Annotated in this window: 23 protein-coding genes; 13 read left to right on the top strand and 10 right to left on the bottom strand. The window is 64.2% G+C overall.

Translation table 11 applies throughout. The annotated features are described in order from the left end of the window. Positions 1-27: 27 nt before the first annotated feature. The 6 genes from hpaE to ilvD form a co-directional block, all read right to left on the bottom strand. Positions 28-1,533 (bottom strand): 5-carboxymethyl-2-hydroxymuconate semialdehyde dehydrogenase, encoded by a 1,506-nt coding sequence (gene hpaE, locus ACT3UQ_RS06930; RefSeq protein WP_444636779.1) that lies wholly within the window; start codon positions 1,531-1,533, stop codon positions 28-30. 77 nt (positions 1,534-1,610) lie between these two features. After that, a complete protein-coding gene (locus tag ACT3UQ_RS06935) occupies positions 1,611-2,270 on the bottom strand; it encodes a GntR family transcriptional regulator (RefSeq protein ID WP_105554371.1) in 660 nt (219 codons plus the stop codon). Further along, the gene (locus ACT3UQ_RS06940) at positions 2,270-3,772 is read right to left on the bottom strand and encodes a fumarylacetoacetate hydrolase family protein (RefSeq protein WP_105554372.1); all 1,503 of its coding nucleotides are present in this window, start codon (positions 3,770-3,772) and stop codon (positions 2,270-2,272) included. Before ACT3UQ_RS06940 ends, ACT3UQ_RS06935 begins: the two co-directional genes overlap by 1 nt. A gap of 185 nt (positions 3,773-3,957) precedes the next feature. Then, complete coding sequence (locus tag ACT3UQ_RS06945) at positions 3,958-4,257, bottom strand: hypothetical protein (protein WP_141393498.1); 300 nt, start codon at positions 4,255-4,257, stop codon at positions 3,958-3,960. Between the two features lie 341 nt (positions 4,258-4,598). Continuing rightward, complete coding sequence (locus tag ACT3UQ_RS06950) at positions 4,599-6,218, bottom strand: hypothetical protein (RefSeq protein WP_444636780.1); 1,620 nt, start codon at positions 6,216-6,218, stop codon at positions 4,599-4,601. Positions 6,219-6,426: 208 nt separating this feature from the next. Beyond that, entirely contained in the window at positions 6,427-8,346 is a 1,920-nt protein-coding gene (ilvD, locus tag ACT3UQ_RS06955; RefSeq protein ID WP_444620731.1) for a dihydroxy-acid dehydratase, read from the bottom strand. A gap of 84 nt (positions 8,347-8,430) precedes the next feature. Here ilvD and ACT3UQ_RS06960 point away from each other — a divergent pair, with 84 nt between their 5' ends. Further along, the gene (locus ACT3UQ_RS06960) at positions 8,431-9,210 is read left to right on the top strand and encodes a helix-turn-helix transcriptional regulator (protein ID WP_444636781.1); all 780 of its coding nucleotides are present in this window, start codon (positions 8,431-8,433) and stop codon (positions 9,208-9,210) included. 256 nt (positions 9,211-9,466) lie between these two features. Here the strand turns inward: ACT3UQ_RS06960 and ACT3UQ_RS06965 are convergent, their stop codons facing one another. Next, positions 9,467-10,216 (bottom strand): alpha/beta fold hydrolase, encoded by a 750-nt coding sequence (locus ACT3UQ_RS06965; RefSeq protein ID WP_444636782.1) that lies wholly within the window; start codon positions 10,214-10,216, stop codon positions 9,467-9,469. A gap of 118 nt (positions 10,217-10,334) precedes the next feature. Between ACT3UQ_RS06965 and ACT3UQ_RS06970 the strand changes: the two genes are divergently transcribed. Genes ACT3UQ_RS06970 through ACT3UQ_RS06990 form a run of 5 tightly spaced genes read left to right on the top strand, consistent with a single transcriptional unit; the run spans position 10,335 to position 16,002 of the window. Beyond that, a complete protein-coding gene (locus tag ACT3UQ_RS06970; RefSeq protein WP_444636783.1) occupies positions 10,335-11,060 on the top strand; it encodes an NUDIX hydrolase in 726 nt (241 codons plus the stop codon). Between the two features lie 46 nt (positions 11,061-11,106). Further along, the gene (gene nadA / locus ACT3UQ_RS06975) at positions 11,107-12,390 is read left to right on the top strand and encodes a quinolinate synthase NadA (RefSeq protein WP_444636784.1); all 1,284 of its coding nucleotides are present in this window, start codon (positions 11,107-11,109) and stop codon (positions 12,388-12,390) included. Next, positions 12,387-14,000, top strand: coding sequence for an L-aspartate oxidase (locus ACT3UQ_RS06980; protein WP_444636785.1), 1,614 nt, complete (start codon positions 12,387-12,389; stop codon positions 13,998-14,000). Before nadA ends, ACT3UQ_RS06980 begins: the two co-directional genes overlap by 4 nt. Further along, positions 13,997-14,863 carry a carboxylating nicotinate-nucleotide diphosphorylase gene (nadC, locus tag ACT3UQ_RS06985; protein ID WP_096288521.1) on the top strand — a complete coding sequence of 289 codons (867 nt, stop codon included), beginning with the start codon at positions 13,997-13,999 and terminating at the stop codon, positions 14,861-14,863. Before ACT3UQ_RS06980 ends, nadC begins: the two co-directional genes overlap by 4 nt. Next, a complete protein-coding gene (locus ACT3UQ_RS06990) occupies positions 14,860-16,002 on the top strand; it encodes a cysteine desulfurase family protein (RefSeq protein WP_444636786.1) in 1,143 nt (380 codons plus the stop codon). Before nadC ends, ACT3UQ_RS06990 begins: the two co-directional genes overlap by 4 nt. Before the next feature lie 110 nt (positions 16,003-16,112). On the opposite strand, the gene ACT3UQ_RS06995 is transcribed toward ACT3UQ_RS06990, so the two are convergent. Next, positions 16,113-17,051 (bottom strand): NAD(P)-dependent oxidoreductase, encoded by a 939-nt coding sequence (locus ACT3UQ_RS06995; RefSeq protein WP_444636787.1) that lies wholly within the window; start codon positions 17,049-17,051, stop codon positions 16,113-16,115. 133 nt (positions 17,052-17,184) lie between these two features. On the opposite strand from ACT3UQ_RS06995, the gene ACT3UQ_RS07000 reads away from it, so the two are divergent. From ACT3UQ_RS07000 to ACT3UQ_RS07025, 6 genes are all read left to right on the top strand, one after another. Next, on the top strand, positions 17,185-18,237 hold the full coding sequence (locus tag ACT3UQ_RS07000) for a D-2-hydroxyacid dehydrogenase (RefSeq protein WP_444636788.1): 1,053 nt from the start codon (positions 17,185-17,187) through the stop codon (positions 18,235-18,237). Further along, positions 18,237-19,055 (top strand): IclR family transcriptional regulator, encoded by an 819-nt coding sequence (locus ACT3UQ_RS07005; protein WP_444636789.1) that lies wholly within the window; start codon positions 18,237-18,239, stop codon positions 19,053-19,055. The genes ACT3UQ_RS07000 and ACT3UQ_RS07005 overlap by 1 nt, the downstream gene beginning before the upstream one ends. 200 nt (positions 19,056-19,255) lie before the next feature. Continuing rightward, entirely contained in the window at positions 19,256-20,734 is a 1,479-nt protein-coding gene (locus tag ACT3UQ_RS07010; protein ID WP_444636790.1) for an MFS transporter, read from the top strand. Next, the gene (locus tag ACT3UQ_RS07015; protein ID WP_444636791.1) at positions 20,731-21,510 is read left to right on the top strand and encodes an SDR family oxidoreductase; all 780 of its coding nucleotides are present in this window, start codon (positions 20,731-20,733) and stop codon (positions 21,508-21,510) included. The genes ACT3UQ_RS07010 and ACT3UQ_RS07015 overlap by 4 nt, the downstream gene beginning before the upstream one ends. Continuing rightward, positions 21,503-22,546 carry a zinc-binding dehydrogenase gene (locus ACT3UQ_RS07020; protein ID WP_444636792.1) on the top strand — a complete coding sequence of 348 codons (1,044 nt, stop codon included), beginning with the start codon at positions 21,503-21,505 and terminating at the stop codon, positions 22,544-22,546. The genes ACT3UQ_RS07015 and ACT3UQ_RS07020 overlap by 8 nt, the downstream gene beginning before the upstream one ends. Positions 22,547-22,875: 329 nt before the next feature. Further along, positions 22,876-23,310 carry a hypothetical protein gene (locus ACT3UQ_RS07025; RefSeq protein ID WP_219844269.1) on the top strand — a complete coding sequence of 145 codons (435 nt, stop codon included), beginning with the start codon at positions 22,876-22,878 and terminating at the stop codon, positions 23,308-23,310. 42 nt (positions 23,311-23,352) lie between these two features. On the opposite strand, the gene ACT3UQ_RS07030 is transcribed toward ACT3UQ_RS07025, so the two are convergent. Beyond that, a complete protein-coding gene (locus ACT3UQ_RS07030; protein WP_105570160.1) occupies positions 23,353-24,768 on the bottom strand; it encodes a D-alanyl-D-alanine carboxypeptidase family protein in 1,416 nt (471 codons plus the stop codon). Between the two features lie 241 nt (positions 24,769-25,009). On the opposite strand from ACT3UQ_RS07030, the gene ACT3UQ_RS07035 reads away from it, so the two are divergent. After that, positions 25,010-25,522 carry a GNAT family N-acetyltransferase gene (locus tag ACT3UQ_RS07035; RefSeq protein ID WP_444636793.1) on the top strand — a complete coding sequence of 171 codons (513 nt, stop codon included), beginning with the start codon at positions 25,010-25,012 and terminating at the stop codon, positions 25,520-25,522. A 1-nt stretch (position 25,523) separates the two neighbouring features. Here the strand turns inward: ACT3UQ_RS07035 and ACT3UQ_RS07040 are convergent, their stop codons facing one another. Next, positions 25,524-25,895, bottom strand: coding sequence for an ArsR/SmtB family transcription factor (locus ACT3UQ_RS07040; protein WP_105554390.1), 372 nt, complete (start codon positions 25,893-25,895; stop codon positions 25,524-25,526). Between the last annotated feature and the right edge of the window lie 100 nt (positions 25,896-25,995).

Raw genomic sequence — 25,995 nt, forward strand, 5'->3', positions numbered from 1 at the left:
TCCTTTGCGAATGGGCAGGATAAGTAATTAGGCGCCGAACTTCGGGGTGTGCACATCTCCCAGGGTGATGTGCACGGCCTGCTGGTCGGTGTAGAAGTCGATCGAGCGGTAGCCGCCCTCATGGCCCAGGCCCGAGGCCTTTACTCCGCCGAAGGGCGAACGCAGGTCGCGCACGTTGTGCGAGTTCAGCCACACCATGCCGGCCTCGATGTCTTGGGCGAAGTTGTGGGCACGCTTCAGGTCGTTGGTCCACAGGTAGGCGGCCAGGCCGTACTTGGTGTTGTTCGCCAGCTCCAGGGCCTCTTCCTCGGTGTCGAATGGGGTGATTCCCACGACCGGGCCGAAGATCTCTTCCTGGAAGATGCGTGCCTCCGGGGCGACGTCGGCGAATACGGTCGGAGCAACGTAGGAGCCGTTTTCCTGGCCCTCGGGCAGGTTCTCCGGGCGGCCGCCGCCGGCGACCAGGCGGCCTTCGGACTTGCCGATCTCCACGTAGCTCATGACCTTGTCGTAGTGCTCCGGGTGGACCAGCGCGCCGACCTGGGTGGTCGGATCGTGCGGATCGCCGACCTTGATGTTCTTCGCCCGGGCGGCGTAGGCCTCGACGAACTTCTCGTAGATGCCGCGCTGGACCAGGATACGCGAGCCTGCGGTGCAGCGCTCGCCGTTCAGCGAGAACACGCCGAACAGGGTGGAGTCGATGGCCGCGTCGAAGTCTGCATCGTCGAACACGATGGCAGGGGACTTGCCGCCGAGCTCCATGGACATGCCCTTGAGGTTCTCCGCGCAGTTGCGGAAGATCAGCTGGCCGGTGGAGGATTCGCCGGTGAAGGAGATCAGCGGGACCTTCGGGTGCTTGACCAGTGCGTCGCCGGCTTCCTCGCCGATGCCGTTGACCAGGTTGAAGACACCGGCGGGCAGGCCGGCCTCTTCGAAGATGGTGGCCCACAGGGAGGCGGAGAGCGGGGTGAACTCCGCCGGCTTGAGCACCACGGTGCAGCCGGAGGCGATCGACGGGGCGAGCTTCCAGGATTCGAGCATGAACGGGGTGTTCCAGGGGGTGATCAGCCCGGCGACGCCGATGGGCTTGCGGTTCACGTAGTTCAGCTGCGAGCCCGGGACCTTGAGCGCATTGTCGTGCTGGGCGACGATCAGGTCGGCGAAGAAGCGGAAGTTCTCCGCGGCGCGCTGGGCCTGGCCCTTGGCCTGGGTGATCGGCAGGCCGGTGTCGAAGGTTTCCATCTCGGCCAGGCGGTCCTGCTGGGCGACGACCGCGTCGGCGATCTTGTACAGCACGTTGGCGCGTTCGCGTGGCTTCATCATCGGCCATGGGCCGTTGTTGAAGGCCTCGGTGGCGGCGGCGACCGCGGCGTCGATGTCGGCCTGCTGGCCGGCGGCGGCGGTGGCGTAGTCCTGGTTGGTGACCGGGTCCAGGACGCCGAAGGTTTCCCCGCCGATGGAATCGACGAACTTGCCGCCGATGTAGTGCTGCAGGTGGGTCGGCAGGTTTTCCGGAACGAAGTGCTTGCTCATGGATGTTTTCCTTTCGCGTGGCTTTCAACGGTGAAAGTCATGAAATTGTGAAATCTTTTTAGGTGGCTGGGCCGAGGCTAGATGACCGAGGGGGCCATTCCGGCCTGGTCCAGATAGGCGTTGAGCGTGTTGGTGCGGTGGGTGCGGGCGGCCTCTTCGATTTCCCGGGGGGAGGCGTGGGCGCGGATGAGTTCCAGCAGGTGCTGATGCTCTTCCACCGAGGCTCTGGCGCGGTGCGGGATGTGGGTGAAGGAGCTGGCTCGCATGGCCGCGAGCCGGCGCCATCCGCGCTGCACCAGGTCCAGGATGTGCGGGTTCGGGCACTGGCTGTAGAGCTGCTGGTGGAACTCGTTGTTCAACGCGGTGAAGGCCACCGGGTTGAAGTCCTCCAGGCACTGGCGCATCGCGTCGTTCAGCTCCTGCGCCCGCTTCAGCCACGCCTCGTCCATTGCCGCCGCCGCAAGTGCGGTGGCGGCCGGTTCGATGACCGCGAGGGTCTGCATGGTGTGCAGGTACAGGGTGGAGTCGACCTGCGCGACGGTGGCGCCCACATTGCGGGTGAAGTGCACCAGACCTTCGGCTTCCAAGCGTCGGATGGCCTCGCGTACCGGGACCACCGAGCAGCCCAGTTCTTCGGCGATGGTTCCCAGAACGAGTCGGTAGCCCGGGGAGTAGGCCCCGTTGACGATCCGTTCGGAGACCAGCGCGTAGGCGACCTCTGACTTGGAATTGCTCATTACAGTTCCCAGCTGGCCAGATCCGGGGATCCGGCGTCCTTCCAGGCGTTGTACTTGGTCTTCCACTCGGCGTTCATCGGGAACAGGCCCTCGATGCCGTGGCCGCGCTGGACCATGGCGAAGATGAACTCGTCGTTGGATTCGGTGATCATCGCTTCGGCGGCGACCTCTTCGACCAGTGCCGGCGGGATCACCACGATGCCGTCCGAGTCCGCCACGATGACATCCCCGGGCTGCACCGACACGCCGCCGCAGGCCACGGTCAGGTCCTTGTCCCAGGCCACGTGCTTGCGGCCGAGGACCGCGGGGTGCGCTCCGTTGTAGAAGACCGGGATCTCCAGGTTGCTCACCGCGTCAAGGTCGCGCACGCCGCCATCGGAGATGATCGCCGCGGCGCCCAGCTGCTGGCTGCGCAGGGCGAGGATGTCGCCCAGGGTGGCCGAGCCGGTTTCCCCGCGGGCCTCCATGACCAGGATTTCGCCGTCGCCGAGGGAGTCGATGGACTGCTTCTGCATGTTGTAGCCGGCGCCGTGGGCCTTGAACAGGTCCTCGCGGTTAGGGATGTAGCGCAGGGTGCGGGCGGTGCCGATCACGCGCTTCATGCCCTTGGTGGCGCCGGGGACTTCGATGTTCACGTTGTTCAGCCCGCGCTTGCGCAGGGTGGCGGACAAGGTGGCGGTGGCCACCGCGGCGAGCTGCTCGCGGACCTTGTCGGTGAGCACCGACTTGCCGGTGACAAGCGCTGGCATGCCGGCGGTTTCGCGGTCGCCGTAGGCATCTTCCTTGTCTTTGTCGGTGACCTTTGGCTGGTTGCCGAAGGCCGCGAAGGTCTGGGTGCCCTCGACCGCGGTGGTCTTCAGCCGGCCGGTGGTGGCGCCGGAGAGCAGGTCGGTGACCTCAACCTCGACGACGTCGCCCGGGAAGAAGACGGTGGAGCCGGCCGGGGTGCCGGTGAGGATGACGTCCCCTGGCTGCAGGGTCATCTGCTGGGAAAGATCCGCGACGATCTGCGCGAAGGAGAAGAGCAATTCCGAGGTGTCGGCGTCCTGGGCGATCTGGCCGTTGACCCAGGTCTGCACGCGCAGCTTGGCTGGATCCAGCTCGGCTGCCGCGAGGGCGGTGGGGCCCATCGGGGTGTAGCCGTCGCCGGACTTCGAGCGGATGTTCGAGCCCTTGTCCGCGTACTTGATGTCGTGGACGCCGAGGTCGTTCGAGGCGGTAACCGAGCCGACGTAGCTCCAGGCTTCCTCAACCGAGACGCGGCGGGCGGCCTTGCCGATGATCAAGGCGATTTCGCCTTCGAAGGCGAGTAGCTCGGTGCCGGCCGGGCGTTCAACGGTGGAACCGGTGGTCGCCAGCGAGCTGGTGGCCTTCATGAAGTAGCTCGGGAACTTCGGGGTGCGGCCACGCTGGGCTGCCCGCGAGGAGTAGCTCAGGTGCACCGCAAGAACCTTGCCAGCCTGGGCGAAAGTTTCTTCGCTCACCGGGATCGGATTACTCATCTTTGATCTTCCCACTTTCGTCGTACATCAAATCGTATACGATCAGTGTGCGCTGAATCTCAGTGACTGTCAAGTCACTGCGCGCGATTGCTTCGCCACTGGTTGCCTGAAGTTCCTGATTGGGTGGAATTTTCCCGTGATTCCGCGGAAGTTAACTCCGATTCTTCACCTGGGCGGTCGGTTAATCAACCACTTTTCCGGGCGCGAATCGGTTGTAGAAATAGGCGCAAGTCAGCGCGATGGAGCCAGAGATCGTATATATGATCCAGTTCAAAATGGGGCAGTTGAACAGAAATGATGGCGTTGTGCTCTTGCAGGACAAATGCCTGTAGCTGGAAAGCTGCAATCGGGGTGGGTGGCGAAAAAGTAGAAAATCCGTCGGTAGCGCGATTCTTCGCCAGAAACAGGACTTCTTCTGACCTGTAACCTGTCCTTTTCACAACAAGGAGACGGACGCGCGGGTGATCGCAATGGTCAGTAGCCATTACCTTGATTCGTACGTGATATCTGGTTCAGACTCATGCCAGAAGAATTAGGGTTGGTGGAGGTTTACCCACTTGTCTTGCGAACGAACAATGTCGGGCACAGAGAACCCTGGCGTCGTCTATTCGACGAATTCACAAGTCACGCCCAGTTAGGCCGGGCGCCTGAGCTGCTCGGACATTTGACTTGAAGAGCTTACTCCTGAGGTCAAGTGCTCGCACCGCCGTAGGGAGGGAAAGCCGATGACTGCCGCTAGATGCGTCATTTCAGAAATGCGAAACTGGTACGGCAGGCCCCTTGGAGTATTCGTGGTTAAACGGGCTGCCGTACCTGTGTCTTGCTTTTAGGACTCAATAGCCTTGGATGCCTTTGAATTCTCCAAGATTTCCTCCATGAGTGGATCGGTCCGCTGCTCGTGGGCAGGCAGGTTCATCACGCTGGAGAAGAGGTTTGCCATTCGACGGGCCGACTCCAACCCTTCGCCCTCGACGGCCCATGAGTCGAAGGTGAAGGTGAGGTTCTCGTCCTTGGTGATGATCTCCAAAGTAGGACCCTTTTTTGGCCTTTCAAGGAAGCGGACGTAACGGATATCGTTCAGCGGGGTGATGCGCTCAACGGCGCCTTCTTTAGTGAGTTCGCTCTGATCAGCCACAAAGAAATATTCTGAGGCAATTCCGAGATATACGTTGTTCGCGAGGAGTCTTTCCTGATTTGCATCGGCCAAGGCAAGAACCTGTGCAGGCTCAGGAAGGGACCAAGCAAGGATATCTGTCAGTTTGCTTGGGGTCTCGGACTTGAATACGGAAACCTTCGGAGCCACGGCCCTTCGTCGGGGGAGTACCTGGCTGCGCAGATCGGCGACGGAGGCCGAGAGGGCTTCTGCCATCGCCATGGCCTCGTCAATATTGCGACGCTTCGACGTGAAGGGAAGGCTGCGTGCGGAGGGCAACAATGACAGCAATCGCACGTTGCGTTCAACCTCGGCGAGCAAGTGGGCGATTTCCAACATGGCTTCGTCATGTTCGGACTTGGTTTCCTCAACGAGGTGGGTAAGCAGACGTTCGTTTGCGTCCAGATTTTGTGCGTCGTGGCTGATGAGGCTGCCGCGCAGCGCTTGGGCGCGGTACCAAGCGAATTCGGCCATGAGCATCCCGTGAGCATCGGCGATGATCTGGTCGAAATTTTTCTGGATATAGCTTCGACTGGTTTTGGCGTCCGCATCCAGTGCCTTGAGGTGATCCCGCACGAAATCCACGAACAACTTGCGGAACTTGCGCAGATCGGCCTGACGGCTGGCCAACGGGGCAAAGATGTGCTCGTTGACCGTTCCAGCCGCCTCGGCTTCGTTCAGGGCCTGGAGGCTAGTTTCATGCAGGCCGATTAGTGTGGCCCACTGGTCTTGGTGGATGGCACGCAACACGTCACGGGTCAGCTCGATGTTCTCGTCAACCCGACGCGAGATTGAGGCGAGCTGCATTTGTAGCGCCAGCAAGACCAAGGCCGGACCCAGCATCGGCGCCAAGAGTGCACCCTGAGCCCCTACTGCGGGAAGAAGGCGTGCGTGGGCAACTAACTTCCCGTTTGCAGTAACGATGGTTCCCAGACTTTGGCCACCGGATTGCATCAACGAATTTCCTGCCTGGTTCAGAAGCTGCAGCGATTCTGGAGCCAAGCGGACAAGCCCTTGGGCTTTAGGCAGGGCGCTGGCACCCAGTGCGGCGAGGTTCCCGACACCGGCCGCGGTCGAGAGGCGGTCGGTGAGCCGCTCTCCGGCTGCCTGGCCCAGCACATTGAATTCGAGCAGGTCCATACCCTTAGGGGCGTGGTCGGCAAAAAGTAACGCATAGCCGTCTCCGACGTTCAGCAAAGTCAGTTCGGACTCAGTGGCAGCCAATGCCGACTCTGACTTATTGTCCCGGACGACGTCGGAAATTTCGGTCGTTGGATCTACTGGAGTGGACATGAAGTTCCTTTGCTGGACAGGAAGCGAATGAAGGGCGGCAATAAGGCAGGATCTGATTGGGTGAGTATCCGTGTCGACACCAGCAGTCTATCGTTCCCAATGGTCCGGGGTTGGGCGTTTCATCCGCGGTGGTGCCGATCAAGCAGCGAAGCCCCCCGGAAGTTCCACTGACGTGTGAGCTCCGGGGGCCAAAGCCACAGAATTTTCCTTAGACAGCGGTGGTGCGCGCAACTGCCGCAGCGCGTTCATCGGCTTCGCGCAGGGCACGCTCCACACGGTCCACGTCTCGCACGGCGCCCTTATCTGCGGACAATGCCATGGCGGCATAGGCACGCAGTGCGGGGGAGACCACGCGCTCGCGGTTCGCCGGGCGGTAGCCGGTAGTTGCCAGCAAACGCTCGCGGCGCTCGGCCAAAACATCATCAGCTACATTCAGCGTCAGGTCGCGGGTCGGGATGTCGATGGAGATCGAATCGCCATCCTCAACCAGGGCGATGATGCCACCGGACGCCGCCTCGGGGGAGACGTGTCCAATGGATAGTCCCGAGGTGCCGCCGGAGAAACGGCCATCGGTGATCAGCGCGCATGACTTGCCCAGGCCGCGGCCCTTGAGGAAGGAGGTTGGGTAGAGCATTTCCTGCATGCCCGGACCGCCCTTGGGGCCCTCGTAGCGGATGACCACTACATCGCCGGCCTTCACCTGCTTGTTCAGGATCTTCTCTACCGCTTCGTCCTGGGACTCGCAGACTACCGCCGGACCGGTGAAGCTCCAGATGGAGGGGTCCACGCCAGCGGTCTTGACCACGGCACCATCCACGGCAATGTTGCCGCGCAGCACAGCCAATCCGCCGTCCTGGGAGTAAGCGTGCTCCACCGAGTGGATGCAGCCTTCGGCGGCGTCGGTATCCAGTTCTTCCCAGCGCGCGGACTGCGAACCGGCGGTGGAGGAACGTACCCCGCCCGGAGCGGCGTGCCACAATTCGAGGGCCACGTCGGTGGCTTTGCCGCCGCGGATATCCCAGTCGTCCAGTACCTCGCCCATGGTGGCGGCGTGCACGGTGTTCACCGTGTCATCGAGCAGTCCTCCGCGGCGCAGTTCGCCGAGGATGGCCGGGATGCCACCGGCACGGTGGACATCTTCCATGTAGTAGATCTTCCCTGCGCCGGCGGAGTTCGGGGCGACCTTGGCAAGGCAGGGTACCCGGCCGGAAATTTCATTGATTTCTTCCAAGCCGAACTCGACGCCAGCCTCGTGGGCGGCGGCCAGCAGGTGAAGAATCGTGTTGGTGGAACCGCCCATGGCAATATCCAGGGTCATCGCGTTGCCGAAGGCCTCGATGGTGGCGATATTGCGTGGCAGTACCGTCTCGTCGCTGTCCGCGTAGAAGCGGTTGGCGATATCCACGATGGTCTTACCGGCGTTTTGATACAGTGCGGTGCGTGCGGTGTGAGTAGCCAAAGTAGAACCGTTGCCCGGCAGGGCCAAGCCCATGGCTTCGGTGAGGCAGTTCATCGAGTTTGCGGTGAACATGCCCGAGCAGGAGCCGCAGGTGGGGCAGGCCGATTCCTCAATGCGCAGCAGGTCCGCGTCCGAGACGTTTTCGTTCACTGCCTCGGAGATGGCATCCACCAGGTCCAGGGTGCGCACGGTGCCGTCGACCAGGGTGGCGCGTCCTGATTCCATCGGGCCGCCGGAGACGAACACGGTAGGAATATTCAAGCGCAGGGCGGCCATGAGCATGCCCGGGGTGATCTTGTCGCAGTTGGAGATGCAGATCAGCGCGTCGGCGCAGTGTGCGTTGACCATGTATTCGACCGAGTCGGCAATCAGATCGCGCGAAGGCAGCGAGTAGAGCATGCCGCCGTGACCCATGGCGATGCCGTCGTCCACGGCAATGGTGTTGAATTCGCGGGGGATCCCGCCGGCCTCGATGATGGCATCGGAGACGATGCGGCCCACCGGCTGAAGGTGGGTGTGGCCGGGAACGAATTCGGTGAAGCTGTTGGCCACGGCGATGATCGGCTTGCGGCCGAGATCAGCGCCGTTGACGCCGGCTGCGCGCAGCAGTGCGCGGGCGCCTGCCATGTTGCGGCCGTGGGTAATGGTGTGCGAGCGATAAGTGGTCATCCTCAAATCCCATCATAGATTTGTTCGCTAACCCAGACGGCCTTGATACTAGTAGTACTACTACCACGTTGAGGAGAAGTGCCCATGGATGCCGAGCAGAGACGCCGCGATGAGCTGGCGGCTTTCCTCAAGGACCGCCGGGCGCGCGCAGACCGCGATGCGCATGGGCTGCCGGCGGTGGGCCGCAGCCGGCTGCGCGGCCTGCGCCGCGAGGAAGTCGCGACCCTGGCCGGCGTTTCGGTGACCTGGTATACGTGGCTGGAGCAGGCGCGGGATATCAACCCCTCACGCCAGGTGCTGGTCTCACTGGCCCGGCTGTTTCGGCTGACGCCAGTGGAGAGCACCTACCTGTTGTCTCTGGGCGGGCATCGGGAGATCGTCCGGGAATCCTCGGTCGGGATGACGCCGGCGCTGCAGCGACTGCTCGACGCCCTGGGCTTCCCGGCGTTCCTGCTCGGCTCGGACTGGTCCATCATCGGATGGAACGAAGCCTATGCGCAGCTGTATCCGCGGATCGTTTCGTTGGATGAGGGGGACCGGAACCTGCTCTGGCTGGTGTTCACCGACGCCGCGTTGCGCGAAATGCTGCCGGATTGGGAAGAGCAAAGCCGCAGCTTTGTCGGAAGCTTCCGCGCGGAAACCCGAGGGTGGCTGAACCCGGCGGGGGACAGCGGCATCGTTGCCCGGGTATCGGCGGCCTCGCCGGAATTCGCGGCGATTTGGAAGCAACGCGACGTGGCGGGATTCCGCACTGGAGAACGGCTATTCCGGCACCCGGCAAAGGGCGTGACCCGCTACGAACAGCACAATCTGGTCCCCGCGGAGGCCTCGGATCTCACCTTGCTCTGCTATACGCCGGTCTAGCGCTGCACGCTGCCTCTCCTGTGCCGCCCGCTAAAATGACTAGGCACGAAATCATGCATTCATGGAGCTCGGCAGGCAAAGCTGGATTTTGCAGGACCGGCGCGTCAGAAGTCACAACTGAAGCAGCTGGAGAGCATTCCTTTCGGCATTGCGTTCACCGTCGTCAAGTTGAAGGTGTAGGACCGCACCGGATGGAACCGGAGGATCCTTCGGCATGTCCGATCCTGTTCGCACCTTATCTTTCAGCGAACAACATTCAGCCCTTCAGGAACTCCAGCGCCTTCTCCTTGAACTCGTGGCTGGTCACCGCGTTTGAGTGGTTGCGTCCGGCGAGCCACAGCACCTCATTGGCGGTACCCGCATCCTTCAGCAGTCGGCGCAGATGGGGCATGGTCGTGGCCAGCTCATCTCGATCCCCGGCGACGAGCAGCGTCGGAACCGTGGGCACCTTGGCGGCTGGATCGTACGGCTCGGATTTGATCGCTTCGATCAGCTCGAATAACGCGGTGAGATCGTTGCTTGGCTCGGCCGCGGCGATCTTCATGATGGTCGCGGTGTAATCATCATTGATTTCTTCGCCGGTAGCCTGGTTGGCGCGTGCCTGATCCAAGGCGAAAGCGGCCAGCGGATCGCCGGCGCCGGGGCCGCCGATCACCAAATGCTCCACCAGATCCGGGTTGTAAGCGGCGAATTCCCACGCGAGGCGTGAGCCGAGAGAATAGCCGATCACGTCAACCGGACCCTCATCGCGATCCATGACGATCGCTGCCAATGCCTGGCGAATCTGGCTCGGTGCCCAGCTGCCGCTATTGCGGCGGGGACCCTCGCCGTGGCCCGGCAGGTCGATGAGCAGCACGTTACGTCCGGCATCGGTGAAATATTTCAGCCACCGCGAACGCGCCCAATTCAATTCGCCGGATGAGGCGAAACCGTGGATGAAAAGCACGGATGGGCCGTTCACCTCAGTCTTTGCGGGAATCACTCGAAGATTAAGATCCAGGGTCATGCCTTCGATCATAGGTCATTCTGATCAGCGATTGTGATCTGGAGCTAGCGCGGCAGTGGGGTTAATGTCAGAATGACTCTAACCAAAGTTGAAACACTGGAAATGAGGCAAGGCATAGATGTCATCGGCACCCGGATGGGCCAACGTCGACGAGCGGCGCAATCTGCCGCCCGCACTCGCCGTCTCCACCGTGATCCTCGGGATCCGGGAGGGGCAAGATGGCGGACCGGACAAGCTCTGCCTGCCGCTGGTGCGCCGGATCCGCCAGCCGCACGCCGGAAGGTGGGCATTGCCCGGCGGTCCGGTGGAACCCCGCGAATCCCTGGGCCAGGCCGCCGGACGGAGCCTGGCCGACACCACCGGACTGCGGCCCAGCTACCTCGAGCAGCTCTACACCTTCGGGGATATCGACCGCTCGCCCACCGGGAGGCTGGTGACCATCGCGTACTTCGCGCTGCTCAACGCCGACCAGGTGGGGACCACGGTGCGCGACGAGAACGTGGCCTGGTTCGATATCGATGACCCGCAGATCGCCCAGCTGGCCTTCGACCACCGCAAGATCGTGGACTATGCGCTGTGGCGGCTGCGGAACAAGACCGAGTACGGGCAGATCGCCCACCGGCTGCTCGGCGAGCGGTTCACCCTGGCGGCCCTGCGCGGAGTGTACGAAGCGATTCTGGGACGGCGCCTGGACCCGGCGAACTTCCGGCGCACGCTGAAGAGCACCGCGACCATCGAGGCCACCGACGAATACCTCGCCGGCGGGCAGCACCGCCCGCCGCGGCTTTACCGCTATGTGGGCCATGGGCCGGATCCGCTGGAAGTCGACCCGCAGCAAAGCTAAGCACCCCCGACTCACCGATTTTTTGGCAAGGAATGGACAACACACCATGAGCACGCAACTCACCGATAACAACTCCGGATCCGTGGCGCAGAACATCACCCGGCTGACCCTGCTGGCCCCGGGCTCCACCTGCTCCACCGAACTGGCCTCCAATCCCTGGGACACCCCGGCCGGATACGGTCCGGGCGCCTCGCAGGAGGACAAGATCCCGTCCGGCTACCCGGTGCAGGGCAGCTTGCCGGAGGAATACCTCAAGGCCAGCGATGCCGAACTCGATACCCGCATCCGCGCCGCCAAGGACACCCTGGGGGAGCGTGCGGTGATCCTCGGGCACTTCTACCAGCGCGACGAGGTGGTGCAGTATGCGGACTTCGTGGGCGACTCCTTCCAGCTGGCCAATGCGGCGCTGACCCGCGACAAGGCCGAGGCGATCGTCTTCTGCGGCGTGCATTTCATGGCCGAGACCGCCGACATTCTCTCGCGCCCCGAGCAGGCGGTGATCCTGCCGAACCTGGCCGCGGGCTGCTCCATGGCCGATATGGCCGATGGCCCCAGCGTCCAGCAGTGCTGGGATGAGCTCACCGAGCTGTACCTGGACGAAGAAGATGACGGCCGGATGCCGGTGATTCCGGTGACCTACATGAACTGCTCGGCCGAGCTGAAGGCCTTTGTGGGACGCAACGGCGGGCTGGTGTGCACCTCCTCGAACGCCGCGACGGTGCTTGAATGGGCCTTCGAGCGCGGGCGCCGGGTGCTGTTCTTCCCGGACCAGCACCTGGGCCGCAATACCGCCAAGGCCATGGGGATTCCGCTGGAAAACATGCCGATGTGGACCCCGCGCAAGGCGCTGGGCGGAAACAGCGAGGAAATCATGCGCGAGGCGCAGGTGATCCTCTGGCACGGGTTCTGCTCGGTGCACAAGCGCTTCAACACCAACCAGATCGCCAAGGCCCGCGAGGACTACCCGGGTGTGCGCGTGATCGTGCACCCCGAATGCCCGATGGAGGTGGTGGATGCCGCCGATGAGGCAGGGTCCACCGATTACATCCGCCGGGCTATCGCCGAGGCCACCGAGCCGACGGTGTTCGCCATCGGCACCGAGATCAACATGGTCAACCGGCTGGCGGCCGAATACCCGCAGCACACCATCTTCTGCCTGGATCCGGTGATCTGCCCCTGCTCCACGATGTACCGCATCCACCCGGGCTATCTGGCTTGGGTGCTGGAGGAACTCGTGGAAGGACGCGTGGTCAATCAGATCCGCGTGCCTCAAAACCAGCAGGCAGACGCCAGGATCGCCCTGGACCGCATGCTCGCGGCCAAGCCATGAATGAAAGCACCGGGAAGCGGATCGTCATTATCGGTTCCGGGGTCGCCGGGCTGAGCGCCGCACTGGAAGCGGTGCGCCTCGGCTTGACGGTGACGGTGCTGACCAAGGATGCGCTCGGGGACGGGAACAGCAAGCTCGCCCAGGGCGGGCTCTCGGCGGTGACGGCACAAGGTCTGGCCGCCGGAGACAGCGTGCAGACCCATGTGGCGGACACCTTGAAGGCCGGGGCCGGGCACTGCGGGCACCATGCCGTGCAGGAAATGTGCGGCGCGGCCGGGAGCCTGGTCGCCAGCCTGGAAGAGTACGCGGTGGCCTTCGACAAGAACACGGATGGAAGCTACCAGCTGGGGCTGGAGGCGGCGCATAGTGCGCACCGGATTCTGCACGTGGATGGGGATGCCACCGGTGCGGGGTTGATCCAGGCGCTGCGACGGGCCGTGCGCTCCGCCCAGGCGGCCGGGCAACTGGAGATTATCGAGCATGCGCTGGCCGCCGAGCTCGAATTTTGTGCCCAGCGGCTCGGCGCGGTCCGCTACCTGCACGGCGATGAAGAGCTAATGCTGGAAGCCGACGCGGTGCTGCTGGCCACCGGGGGATTGGGCACGCTCTACCAGGCGAGCACCAACCCGAAGGGCGCCACCGCGGACGGGATCGCTCTGGCCGCCCAGGCCGGCGCGGTGATTAGCGATGCCGAATTCATCCAATTCCACCCGACCCTGGTGGACCCCGAAGCCTACCCGGGAGCCGGAATGATCAGCGAGGCGGTGCGCGGCGAAGGCGCAATCCTGGTCACCGAAACCGGTGACCGCTTCATGCCGGGGATGCACCAGCGGGCCGAGCTCGCCCCGCGCGATGTGGTCGCCCGGGCGATCCACGCGCAAAACCTTGCCGGGCACCGGGTATTTCTCGACGCGCGGGGCGTGGAAGCAGAGCGCGGAGCCGGGTTCCTGGCGCGGCGTTTCCCCTCGATCTCTGCGCGGCTGAAGGACGCCGGGCTGGACCTGGCCGCGGAGCCGATTCCCGTGGTGGCCGCCCAGCACTATGCCATGGGCGGGATCCACACCGATACCCACGGACGCAGCAGCGTGCCCGGGATCTATGCGGCGGGGGAATGCGCGAACACCACCGTGCACGGGGCGAACCGGCTGGCGAGCAATTCGCTGCTCGAAGCGATGGTCTTCGCCCGCAAGGCGGTGGCGGCCATGGCCCGGGACGAGCCCGGAAGCGCCTGCGAGCTGGATAACGTGGAGCTCGGCGCCTTGCCGCCGGGGCGCAACGACGCGCCCTTGGAACTGCCGCAGCTGCAGGCGCTGGCCAGCGTGCACCTCGGCGTGCACCGCACCTGGCAGGGCCTGCAAGCCTTGATCCGGGTGCTGGGCTCCAGCGCCCCGGTGGCCCAGGGGCGGCGCGAACTGATCGAACTGGGCAACCTCTGGATCACCGCGCGGATAGTCGCCCAGGCGGCCGCCGCGCGCGGGGCCAGCCTCGGCGCGCACCATCGGCTCGACGGCGCGAGCCCGGGCGAGCACACCACCACACGATACGGCTGGGTTCTGGATGCTGCGCAGCACACCGGCAGCCGGCCACAAAGCAAGGAAGTCAACGCGTGAACCAGCCAATCCACCCGGTGCCCACCGCGGCCATCGACCGCATCCTCGAATTCGCCTTTGCCGAGGACAATCCGCGCGGGGATCTGACCGCTGATACCATCGTGCCCGCCGGGGCCAAGGCCACCGCCGCGGTGCGGGCCCGCGAGGCAGGGGTCATGGCCGGCGGCGCCGTCTTCGCCCGGGCGATGAAAATGGTCAACCCGGAGATCCACGTGGTCCAGCTCGTCAAGGAGGGGCACGTCTTCGAGACCGGGGATAGGCTGCTGACGGTGGCCGGTCCGGCCGCCTCGGTATTGACCGCCGAACGGGTGGCGCTGAACCTGCTGCAGCGGATGAGCGCGATCGCCACCGCCACGCGTCAGCTGGTGGACCTGGTGGCGCACACCAACGCAAGGATCGCCGATACCCGCAAAACCACCCCGGGGCTGCGCGTGCTCGAACGCTATGCGGTGCGCTGCGGCGGCGGAGTGAACCACCGCGACAACCTCTCCGAGGCGTTCATGGCCAAGGACAACCACCTGGCCTTGCTGGATGACGGCGAGGAACTTACCACGGCGTTGAAATCGGTGCGCGCCCGGCTGGGGCACACCACCGCCATGGAGGTGGAGGTGGACTCCATCGACCAGCTTCCGGCGGTGCTGGCGGCGAAGGTGGATGTGATCATGCTGGATAACTTTGCGCTGGCGGATCTGCCGGCGGCCATCAAGCTGATCGACGGGCAGGCGATCATCGAGGCCAGCGGCAATGTGCGCGCCGAGACGGTGGCGGGCATCGCCGAGACCGGGGTGGATATCATCTCCTCCGGGGCGATCACCCACTCGGTGCAGGCCATCGACCTGGGGCTGGATATGGTGGTTGCATGATCTACATGGATGCCGCCTCCACCGCTCCTCCGCGCCAGGAGGTGCTGGACCTGGTCACCCCGCTGCTGACCAGCAACTTCGGCAATCCCGCCTCGCTGCACGAGCTGGGGCACCAGGCCAAGCGCGCCAACGACTGGGCTCGCGCGCAGGTTGCGGCCGCATTGGGCGTCACCGAGCCGGAAATCTACTTCACCTCCGGCGGTACCGAGGCGGATAACACCGCGATCATCGGCGCCGCGCTCGCAGCGGCGCGCGGCAAGGTCGTGGTGACCAGCTCCATCGAGCATCCGGCGGTGCTCGAGGCCTGCGCCTATCTGGTGAACTTCCACGGATTTGAGCACCGGATGATTCCGGTGGATGCGTATGGAATGGTGCGCCTCGATGAGGCGGCGGCGCTGATCGACGAGCAGGTTGCAGTGGTCTCGGTGATGGCGGTGAACAACGAGGTGGGCACGATCCAGCCGATCGCCGAAATCGCCCAGCTGGCGCGGGCGGCCGGTGGGCTCATGCACACCGATGCGGTGCAGGCCGCCGGCTGGCTGGATTTGGCGCAGCTGGCCGCGCAGGTGGATGCCTTGAGCCTGTCCGGGCATAAGATCGGAGCGCTCAAGGGCAGCGGGGTGCTGTACTTCTCCAAAGATCACGCGCTGGTGCCGCTGCTGCACGGCGGCGGGCAGCAGGGCGGGGTGCGTTCGGGCACCGAAAATCCGGCCGCCGCGGTGGGCATCGCCCGCGCCCTGTCGCTCTGCGCCGAACAGCGCCTGGCCGGAGTGGGGGATAGCTACGGCGACTATCTGATCGAACGCATCAGCAAGGGCCTCAACTCCGAAGAAGAAGGCCTGGTCCAGCTGACCGGGCATCGAGAGCAGCGTGTGGGCGGGATCGTCTCCTTCGTCTTCCCGCGCACCGCGGGGGAGACCGTGCTGATCGAATTGGAACGCCGCGGGGTGCTCTGCTCCTCGGGTTCGGCCTGCTCGGCCGGAAGCACCGACCCCTCGGCGGTATTAACCGCGATGGGCTACGAGGCGGAACTGGCGCACACCGCCGTCCGGCTGTCCTTCACCCGGGGGATCAAGGAAAACGAAATCAGCCAGGTAGCCAGCGCCGTGGTGGCCACGGTCAAGGCGCTGGTTGGCTAAGTCCCCGAAGCAGGACCGGGACGATATAACAGTTCGCTTGTTGACCGCGAACTCAGGGCAACGGCAGCGGCTGCACGGTGCCCGAACTGTGCGGGATTCGTTGGGCGCGATTAGCGCTCGGCGATGAAGCGCTTGGTCACCGCCAGATCCCTATCACCCAGCCCGGCGTCGATGACCTCGTCCACCGCCTGCCGCAGGGCAGGCAGCAACACTGCGTGCGTACTGGTAGCCTCGGCGAGCTCCCGCGCGCAGTCGAGGTCCTTGCGCAGATACTTGATGACCCCGGATGGCGAATCGTCCCCGCTTACCAAGCGATCCCTGCGGCTGTCCAGCAACCGCGAAGAAGCGTAGCCGCCACCTAGCAATTCCCACATGGCCGCGAGATCCAGTCCCGAGCGTTCAGCCAAGACGGAGGCCTCTCCCAAAGCGAAGATCGTGGCGCTCACCACCAGCTGATTGCATGCCTTGGCCACCTGGCCCGCACCGAGCTCACCCAGCCGTACGGCAGTGCCGCAAGGTGCCAGCATTTGGGCGGCCCGGTGGCAGTGCTCCTCGACGCCGCCGAGCATGATCGACAACGTCCCCGCCTTCGCCCCGTCCTCTCCACCCGAGACCGGCGCGTCAACCAGGACAATGCGCTCGCCGTGCGTTCGGTGCAGTCGTCCGGCCAAGTTGCGCACTCCCGGAGCCGAGCAGGTGGAGCCAATGGCCAGCAACAAGGCCGGCGCCGCAGCGGTACGGCGCTCCAGGCCCGCCAACAGTCCGTCAACCGCGTCCAGGCATTCGATGATCTGTGGCAGATCGGGGAGCATCAGCAGGATTTCATCGCAGGAAGCTGCCAGATCCGCAGGGGTTTCGCACCAATGGATACTCCCCGATACCTGCGAACCTTCCGAATCGAGGTCGGATAGAACTTGCCTCGCCGGACGGCTTGAGGTGACATATGCGTCCCCATGCCCGGCCGCAAGCAGGCGGGCCATGGGCCAGCCCATGGCCCCCAGCCCGATAACTCCCACGCGGTTTGGCCGTTCTTCGGTCACAGCATTCATGGGCTAATCCTCTGTCTTTGGGCGCCGCAGCTAACTCTCGACACACGTGGTCAATATGTAGAACTCTGTTCAATATACTGTCTAAGCGGTTATGCTGTCATCTAAACGGAAGGATGAAGGAACCATGAATCCAATGAAACAGAAGCTGCGGGTGGGCATCGCCGTAGATTTGCCGGACGCAGACCTCGAATTGATCAGCGAATTTGAGCCCCGGCTCGACCTGGTCCACGAACCTGGGCTCTATCGTCCGCATCGCTGGAACGGCGACTGGGAAGGCGACCCGGATTTCACCCGGACACCAGCGCAGAACGAGCGCTACACCCGCATGCTGAACTCGGTGGACGCGCTGTTCGGAATCCCCGATGTCAACCCGGCCCTGCTGGGCGAGACGGTGCGCGCCAATGGGGATCTGCGCTGGGTGCACACCACGGCCGCCGGGGGAGGCGCGCAGGTCAAGGCCGCCGGGCTGACTGCCGCGGAGCTGGAGCGCGTAGCCTTCACCACGAGCGCCGGGGTGCATGGTTCCACTTTGGCCGAGTTCGCGCTCTTCGGGGTGCTGGCCGGGGCCAAGAACCTGCGCAAGCTTCAGGCAGACCAGGCGCAAAAGCTGTGGCCGGCCGAACGCTGGCGCATGCGCCATCTGGACGAGATGACTGTTCTAGTGGTGGGCCTCGGCGGCATCGGTGCCACGGTGGCCGAGCGCTTCAAGGCCTGCGGCTCCACCGTCTGGGGAACCTCGCGCAGCGGGAAGGCGGTGCCCGGGGTGGACCGGCTGATCGACCCGTCCCAGCTGGCGCAGGCCGCGGGCAAGGTGGATGCCATTGTGGCCACCCTGCCGGGGACCGCAAGCACCGAGGGACTACTTGGCTCCGAGGTCTTTGCCGCGGTGCGGCAGGGAACAATTCTGGTGAACGTGGGACGGGGCACCGTGGTGGACGAAGCGGCCCTGATCCCCGCTTTGAACGACGGGCGGATCGGCTTCGCCGCGTTGGACGTGGTGGCCCACGAACCGCTGGTGGCCACCAGTGCACTCTGGGATCATCCCAGCGTGCTCATTAGCCCGCATACGGCTGCGCTCAGCGATCAGGAGACTAGTCGGATCGCCCGCCTGTTCGCGCAAAACGCGACGTGCCTGCTGGACGGAAAGCTGTTGCGCAACCGGGTGGATACCGTAGAGTTCTACTGATGACAAGCGTAAATGAGGCGGAAAGCGAAGCAGCTGAACGTGCCACGCGTGACCCCGCGCCCGCGGTCAGCCGTGCACTGGGCATTCTGGGACTTCTGGCCGAGTCTGATGGGCGGGCGTTGTCGCTGAGCGAATTGGCCCGCACTCTGGGCATCGCCAAATCGTCCTGCGCCAATCTCTGCCAGGCCCTGGAAGATGGCGATATGATCCGGCGCACCAGCGAAGGATTCGGGCTGGGCCGCCGCACCGCCGAACTCGGCGGCGCCTATTCGCTGCAATTCAACCAGGTGCGTGAATTCTTCGGCCTGATCTCCTCCTCGCCAACCTTGCGCGGCGAGGTAGTGCAGATCGCCATGCTGGACGGCGCCGATGCGCTGTACCTCGCCCGCCATGAGGGTCGCGCCCCCTACCGGTTCGGCACGCCGCTCGGATCGCGCCTTCCCGCCGTATTCAGCGCCGCCGGCAACGCCCTGCTGCTTTCGCTAGATGCCCTGGAGCTGGAGCAGCTGCTCGCACCGGTACTGCCGCTGCGCAGCGGGGTAGACGGATTGGAATTGAACCTCGACGAGCTGCAGGGTCGACTGGAGATGGCTCGCCAGCGCGGCTACGCCGTGGACGAGGGGCATTCCACCGTTGGCGTGCTCGGAGTTGCCGTGCCGCTGCCGGCTTGGTCGCCCGGAGATCCGCCGCTGGCCCTAGGGGCTGCGATACCATCCGACCAAGCTGATCAGGTGCGCATCGCCGCCATTGGAACCGCGCTTCGCGAGGTCGCCGCGCGGCTGGAGAACCCTTGGCGAGCACGCACCGCACGCGACTGAGCAACTACGCGGGAATGTCCGCATTGCCGTCAAAGAGCAACCCCGTTGCCCCTTTTAGGGGCGGCGGGGTTGCTCTTTTTTGACCGTTCGGGGGTTCGGATCGCAAAAACGTCGTTCAGTGGGTTGTACGACGTTCGCTATGCTGATATCTTCGATGCACAGGAAGAAGTGATGCGACTCACTCGTTGAAGGAGACCTCCATGAACACCACACCAGCCACACCCACCGGGTTGGACGGACCCGCCGCGGATCCGAACTACGCCAAGAACCTGCAGCGGGCCACGCTCGCAGCCAGCATCGGCAGCGCCCTGGAGTATTTCGACTTCGCGCTCTACGGACTGGCCACCGCACTGATCTTCAACGTGCTGTTCTTCCCGCAGGCAGATCCCGCCATGGCCACGGTGGCGGCCTTCGCGACCTTCGGCGTCGGATTTGTCGCCCGCCCCTTCGGCGGCCTGTTCTTCGGAATGCTCGGCGATCGTCTGGGGCGCAAGCTCGTGCTGATCATTACGATCATGCTCATGGGCGGGGCCTCCACGCTGATCGGCGTGCTGCCCACCTACGAAACTGCCGGGATGTGGGCGCCGGCCCTGCTGGTGCTGCTGCGCCTGCTCCAGGGCTTCGGAGCCGGCGCCGAACAGGCCGGAGCTACCGTATTGATGGCCGAATATGCTCCGCCGGCGCGCCGAGGATTCTTCTCCGCGCTGCCATTCATCGGAATCCAGGCCGGTACCCTGCTGGCCGCGGTGGTCTTCTCGCTGCTGACCATGCTGCCCGAGGAAGCCCTGATGACTTGGGGTTGGCGTGTGCCTTTCCTCGCGTCCTTTGCCTTGATCATCCTGGCGGTACTCATCCGCGCCAAGCTCGAGGAGACGCCGACCTTCGTGGAGATGGAGAAGCGGGACCAGGTTTCCGAGCACCCGCTGCGGGAACTATTCCGCAACGGGCTGCCCGGCGTGCTGGTGGGCATCGGCCTGCGCATGGGGGAGAACGGCGGATCCTACATGTTCCAGGGGCTAGCGCTGAGCTTCTTCGTCACCGTTGTCGGACCGGAAGCCGACAAGGGCTTGCTGACCTGGGGCGTGACCATCGGTTCGCTAATCGGAGTGTTCACCGTTCCCTTCGCCGGGGCCCTTTCGGACCGCTATGGGCGGCGGATCATCTACCGTTTCGGTGCCGTCTTCATGCTGGCCTATTCCATCCCGGCCTGGTGGGCCCTGACGCTGGGCAACCATGCACTGGCCATCGCCGTGATCGCAGTGGGTATCGGGGTGGCCGTATGCACCATGCTCGGCCCGCAGTGCGCCATGCTGCCCGAACTCTTCGGCAGCCGCCACCGCTACCTGGGTGTGGCTATGGCCCGCGAGCTTTCCGCGGTGCTGGCCGGCGGCCTGGCCGGTGTGCTCGGCGCGTACCTGATCGCCATCACCGACGCGAACTGGCTGGTGCTTGGCCTCTACATGGCTGCACTGGCCGCAATCACCGTTGCCTCCACCTTCCTGGTACCCGAAACCCTGCGCCGGGACCTGACCCGCACCGATGACGCGGTCAAGATTTCCTCGGTGGAAGCCGGAGACGACGTCTGGCTGGCCGGGAGCCAAGGTGCGGGAGCCTCTGTGGTCACCGCGCACACCTCCTTCACCGCAGAACGCACGGTCTCCGCGGGAGAGAAGCATTGAGCCCGGCGGCGGAGCACGGCTTCGACCTGGGCGGAAAGCTCGCCTTGGTGACCGGAAGCTCGCGCGGCATCGGCCGTGCGCTGGCCGCGGGGCTTTCCGCGGCCGGAGCCACCGTGATCGTGCACGGGCGGAACGAGGGTGCGGTACGGGCCACCGCCACGCAGATCGCCGCCGGAACCGGGCGGCCGGTGCACACCACGGTCTTCGACGTCACCGACGAGGCTGCGGTGGAAACCGCGCTGGCTGCGCTGGCGGCCGAGCATGGAGTGCTGGACATCCTGGTCAACAACGCCGGCATGCAGCTGCGCGCACCAATCACCGAATTCTCGCTCAAGGATTGGCATACCCTGATCGAGACGAACCTGACCAGTGCCTTCCTCATGTCCCGCGCGGTGGCATCCTCGATGGCCAAGCGCGGGAGCGGACGCATCATCAACATCGGTTCGGTCCAATCCCAGCTGGCCCGCCCCGGAATCACGCCCTATGCGGCAACTAAGGGCGGGATTGTGATGCTCACCCGCGGGTTGTGCGCGGAACTGGCCCCGCACGGCATCACCGCCAACGCCCTGGCTCCGGGCTATTTCAGCACCGAGCTGACCGCCGCCCTGGTGGCGGACGCGGAATTCTCCGCCTGGGTGGCCCAGCGCACGCCGGCCGGACGCTGGGGGCAGGTCCAGGAGCTGGTCGGGCCGCTGGTCTTCCTGGCTTCGGACGCGGCCACCTTTGTCAACGGCCAGGTGCTCTACGTCGACGGCGGGATGACTTCCGTTGTCTAGTCCCGAAAACCTGGCGGTGGTAGCGCACGCTGCAGATGATGTGCGCCTGGAAATCCTTCCAGAGCCGGTTCCGGCAGCAGATGAAGCGGTAGTGGAGATCGCCTACGGCGGGATCTGCGGCTCGGATCTGCATTACTGGAAGCACGGTGCGGCAGGCGCCTCGATCCTGCGCGAGCCGATGGTGCTGGGCCACGAGGTGGTGGGCACGGTGCATACCGCCGCTGCCGATGGCTCCTCGCCTCCGGCAGGCACGAACGTGGCAGTGCACCCGGGCACCGCCCATGCCGACGGAGAGACCCGCTGGCCACAGGACAAGCCGCATCTGGCACCCGGTGCCACCTACCTGGGCTCGGCGGCCCGCCTGCCGCATACCCAGGGTGCCTTCGCCCGGCGGGTGGCTCTGCCCTCGCGGATGCTGCGGGTGCTGCCAGCAGGTCTGGAACTGCGCACTGCGGCTCTGGCCGAGCCTGCCTCGGTGGCCTGGCATGCGGTGCAGCGCGCGGGCTCGGTGGATGGCCGGAGCGTAGCGGTCATTGGCGGCGGGCCAATCGGCCTGCTCTGCGTGGCCGCGGCCAAGGCCCTGGGCGCGTCGCGGATTGTGCTCAGCGATTTGGCGCAGGCTCCGCGGGATCGCGCGGAGCAGCTTGGCGCCGACGAAACCATTGACGCGACGGACGCGCAGCAGATCGCGGCTATTGCCGCCGACGTGGTCATCGAGGCCTCCGGTTCGGTGCCTGGGTTGGCCTCGGCCATCAGCGCGGCACTGCGCGGCGGCACGGTCATCATGGTAGGCCTGCAACGCCAGGGCGAGGTCGCGGTGCCCATGGCGCATGCCATCGCACGCGAGCTGGATCTGCGCGGCGCCTTCCGCTTCAATGACGAGATGGACCGAGTGCTGGCGGCGCTGGCAGATGACTCGCTGGACGTGGATGGGATCGTGACTCACACCTTCGCGGCCCGGGACCTCCACGGTGCGCTGAAGACGGCGCTGAACAGTGAGGAATCGGGAAAGGTGCTGCTGGACTTCCGCGGCTGAACGGCGAATGTTGCTGGCTCCCAAGTGGTGGTGTCCCCACGGCAAACGCCGCGAGGACACCACCACTTTTATTTACTGCCGCCGGTAGCACCCGCGGTCCCAGAGGAACAAGCGGAGTTGGCCGAAAACCTCATGGTGACGATGCACTGCCTGCGCGGGGCTTTCGTGACCCGCTGAATGGCCCCCCTGATGCTTGCCTTCGTATTGAAATCCGGGGCATGGGACTGGAAGCGGAAGCTCCGCTATGTTTCCATGACTTCATGAGGATCGTGCTGGTCGAGGGGGAAAGCGACGCGGTGGCGGTGCGGACGCTGGCCGCAAGGCTGCAGATGCCCGTCCCGCGGGTGCTGCCGGTGGGCGGATCCAAGGGCGCCCGCCGTGCCGCCCAGCAACTGGCAGGCGCGCAGTTGTTCGGCTTGGTGGACGCCGCCGAGCGGCGCGACTTCGAACGCGTACTGGCAACGGTGTTCGTCTGCGACCCCGATCTGGAAGACGAATTCATCCGGGCGCTCGGACCGCTGGGCGTCGAATCGGTGATCGCCGGGCAGGGAGAGCTGGGGTCCTTCCGCCGCTTGCAGGCCCAGCCCTACCAGCGGAACCAGCCCGTGGAACGGCAGCTGGCCAGATTCTTCGGCGGGCGCAGCGGCAACAAGGTGCGCTACGCGCGGCTGCTGGCGCAGGCGGTGCCGCTGGAGGACATCCCGGCTGCGCTCGCGGCCTTGCTTGAGTGTCTTGGCTGCTCGCATGCTCCGGAGGAAGCCTGAGCACTCGAGTACGCCGCAGATCCACCTTGGAGACTGTGGATACTACCTGAGGTAAGTTCCCGAGACCCAGCCCGTCTTCGACTTGTACTTCACCGGGTACCAACCGGACTTCTTCGACCCGGTGACTTCGACCTTTTTGCCCTTCGGGATGGTCAGGATGATCTTTTTCTTGGTGCTGTTGCCGGTACGCATATTCAAGTTCGCCGTCGTCTGCTTGGCGCTGGTCTTTTTCTTTGGCGTGCTTTCGCTCTTCGGCTTGGACTTCTTCGGCGCGGAGGTATTGGCCAAGTACGTCCCGGAGACCCAGCCGGTCTTCGACTTGTAGGTCACCTGCAGCCAGCCGGAGGTGCTCTTGCCCGTGGCCTTGACGCGCTTGCCCTTCGGGATCGTGAGGATGACGCGGTTGCCCGTGCCGGCGTCGGTGCGCATGTTCAGGTTTGCGGTGGTCTTCTTCGTCGAACCGGTATTCTTCTTCGGCGCCGGTTTCTTCTTGGTTTCGGTCTTTGGCTTCGAGGTCTGCGGCATCGACACGTTGCTCAGGTAGGTCCCGGAGACCCAGCCGCTCTTGGACTTGTAGCTGACCTGGTACCAGCCGGATTTCTTGGAGCCGGTGAGCTTGATGGTCTTGCCTCGCGGGATCGTGAGGACAACTCGATTGCCGGTCCCCACTCCGGTGCGCATATTCAGGTTCGCGGTGGTTCGCGCGGTGCCCTTGCCGGACTTGGGAGGGTTCTTCTTCGTGGCGGCCACACCGTGGAAGTGCTCGAAGGTTTTGGCGCCCGAATTTGTGTAGGACTTGGCCAGCGAGGTGCCGACATAGCGGAAGTGCCACGGCTCGTACGCGTATCCGGTGACCGATTCCTGGCCTTTAGGGTAGCGCAGGATGAAGCCAAACTTGTGGGCGTTCTTCTTTGTCCATTTGCCGACGGGAGTGTTTTCGAAGCAGGACTGCAAGGCGCAGGCGCCATTGCTGTTACCTACGTCTGCGGCTAGTCCGGTCTGGTGCTCGCTGGTGCCGGGCCTAGCGGAGATGCGTTCGGCATACTTCTTGCCATACATCCTGGTGTATTGATTGAACAGCTGCGCTTGGCGGTCATAGGAGCGGTAGCCGCTGATCAGCTGGATGCGGACCCCGGACTTCTTGGCGTCCTTGACCATCTTGTTGTAGGCCTTGGCCGCCTCCGGGTGCAGCCGGATGCCGGTGCCCTGCACCTTACTGGTCTTCGGTACGTACTTCGCTGGCTTCAGCGGGTAGCTCTTATTGACGAAGACATCGAGGTGGCTTGGATTCCGGTCTAGCTTCCTGGCTGCGGCCACGGGCAACGAGGCGGGGTTCACCGCGGACTGTACTGCGCTTGGTTGGCCGGCGGCCATGGCCGGTCCGGGCAGTACTCCGAGCGCGAGGACCGTGCTGACGGAAAGAGCCATTAAAAGCTTGGTGCGAGAATATTTGGGCATCTCGTGTCGCTCCGTAGTCCGAGTGATGATGATTCATTCGACCATCCTTGACCATGTGTGGGCAAGGGTTCAAGTGACTTATTGCGCAAAGTTCGTCTGCCGATTGTTGTTTATTGCGGCGAGTGACAAAACTAAATTCACCTATAGGGCATGGATTTAATCGGCCTGATGCCACGTGAGCGTGAGATCCTGTGAACTATCGAGTCTTCATCGGACCCACAATTTTGGTAAGTTATCCATCATGCAGATCAGGCAAGAAGTCTTCGATGACAGGGCGGGAATCTACGCTGTGACGCATGCGGCCTTCAGCAAGGACGACCATCTGGTCGAGCCGATCGAGGTCGGATTAGTGCAACGGCTTTTTGATTGCAACGCCTATTCGCCGACCTTTTCGCTGGTGGCGACGAACGACAAAACGGTGATAGCGCATGTGATTGCCACCTGGGGTACGGTCGATGGGAAACACAGCCTGCTGGGCCTTGGGCCCCTTGCGGTAGCACCCGAATACCAGAATATGGGCGCAGGGACCGCGCTGATGCAGGCCATCTCGGACCGCGCGGAAAATGAACGCATTTCCGGGATCGTGTTGCTGGGCGCGACGAAGTACTACCAGCGCTTCGGCTACGAGCCGGCCATCGCCCGCGGCATTATTCCCACGCAGCGTTCGTGGGGAGATAACTTCATGGTTCGCGTTTTTGACGAGCGAAGCCTGCCCACCGGACAGTATCGGTACGCCTCCCCGTTTGGGTGTTGAGCTAACTCTTGAGTTCCAGGGTCCGGGCTAGTTCGCCCAGGGCTCCGGGCACCACGGAGTAGTAGGCCCAGACTCCGCGTTTCTCACGGTGCAAGAGGCCCGCGTCCACCAGGATCTTCAGATGGTGGGAGACCGTGGGCTGCTTGAGTCCCAGCGGTTCGGAGAAGTCGCAGACGCAGGTTTCGGCCTCGGCGCTGGAGGAAATGATGGACAGGATGCGCAGCCGGTTTGGATCGGCCAGCGCCTTGAAGCGCGCGGCCAAGAGCTCGGCATCGGAAGCGTTCAGCGACGGTTGGCCGCTCTCGGGCACGCAGCATCCGGGGCCCTGGGAAAGGTCGGTGCGGTTGGTTTCGAGTACGACGTTTTGTGGCATCCTTGTGTTTCTTCCTGAACGGCTACGGGCAGATCGATCATATTGACAACCTTCGATGCATCTCATCATACTAGGTATATCGATATTCTTCGATGTCTAT

Origin of the sequence: Glutamicibacter sp. AOP12-B1-11 (assembly GCF_052379245.1) — a bacterium.
Taxonomy (GTDB): Bacteria; Actinomycetota; Actinomycetes; order Actinomycetales; family Micrococcaceae; genus Glutamicibacter.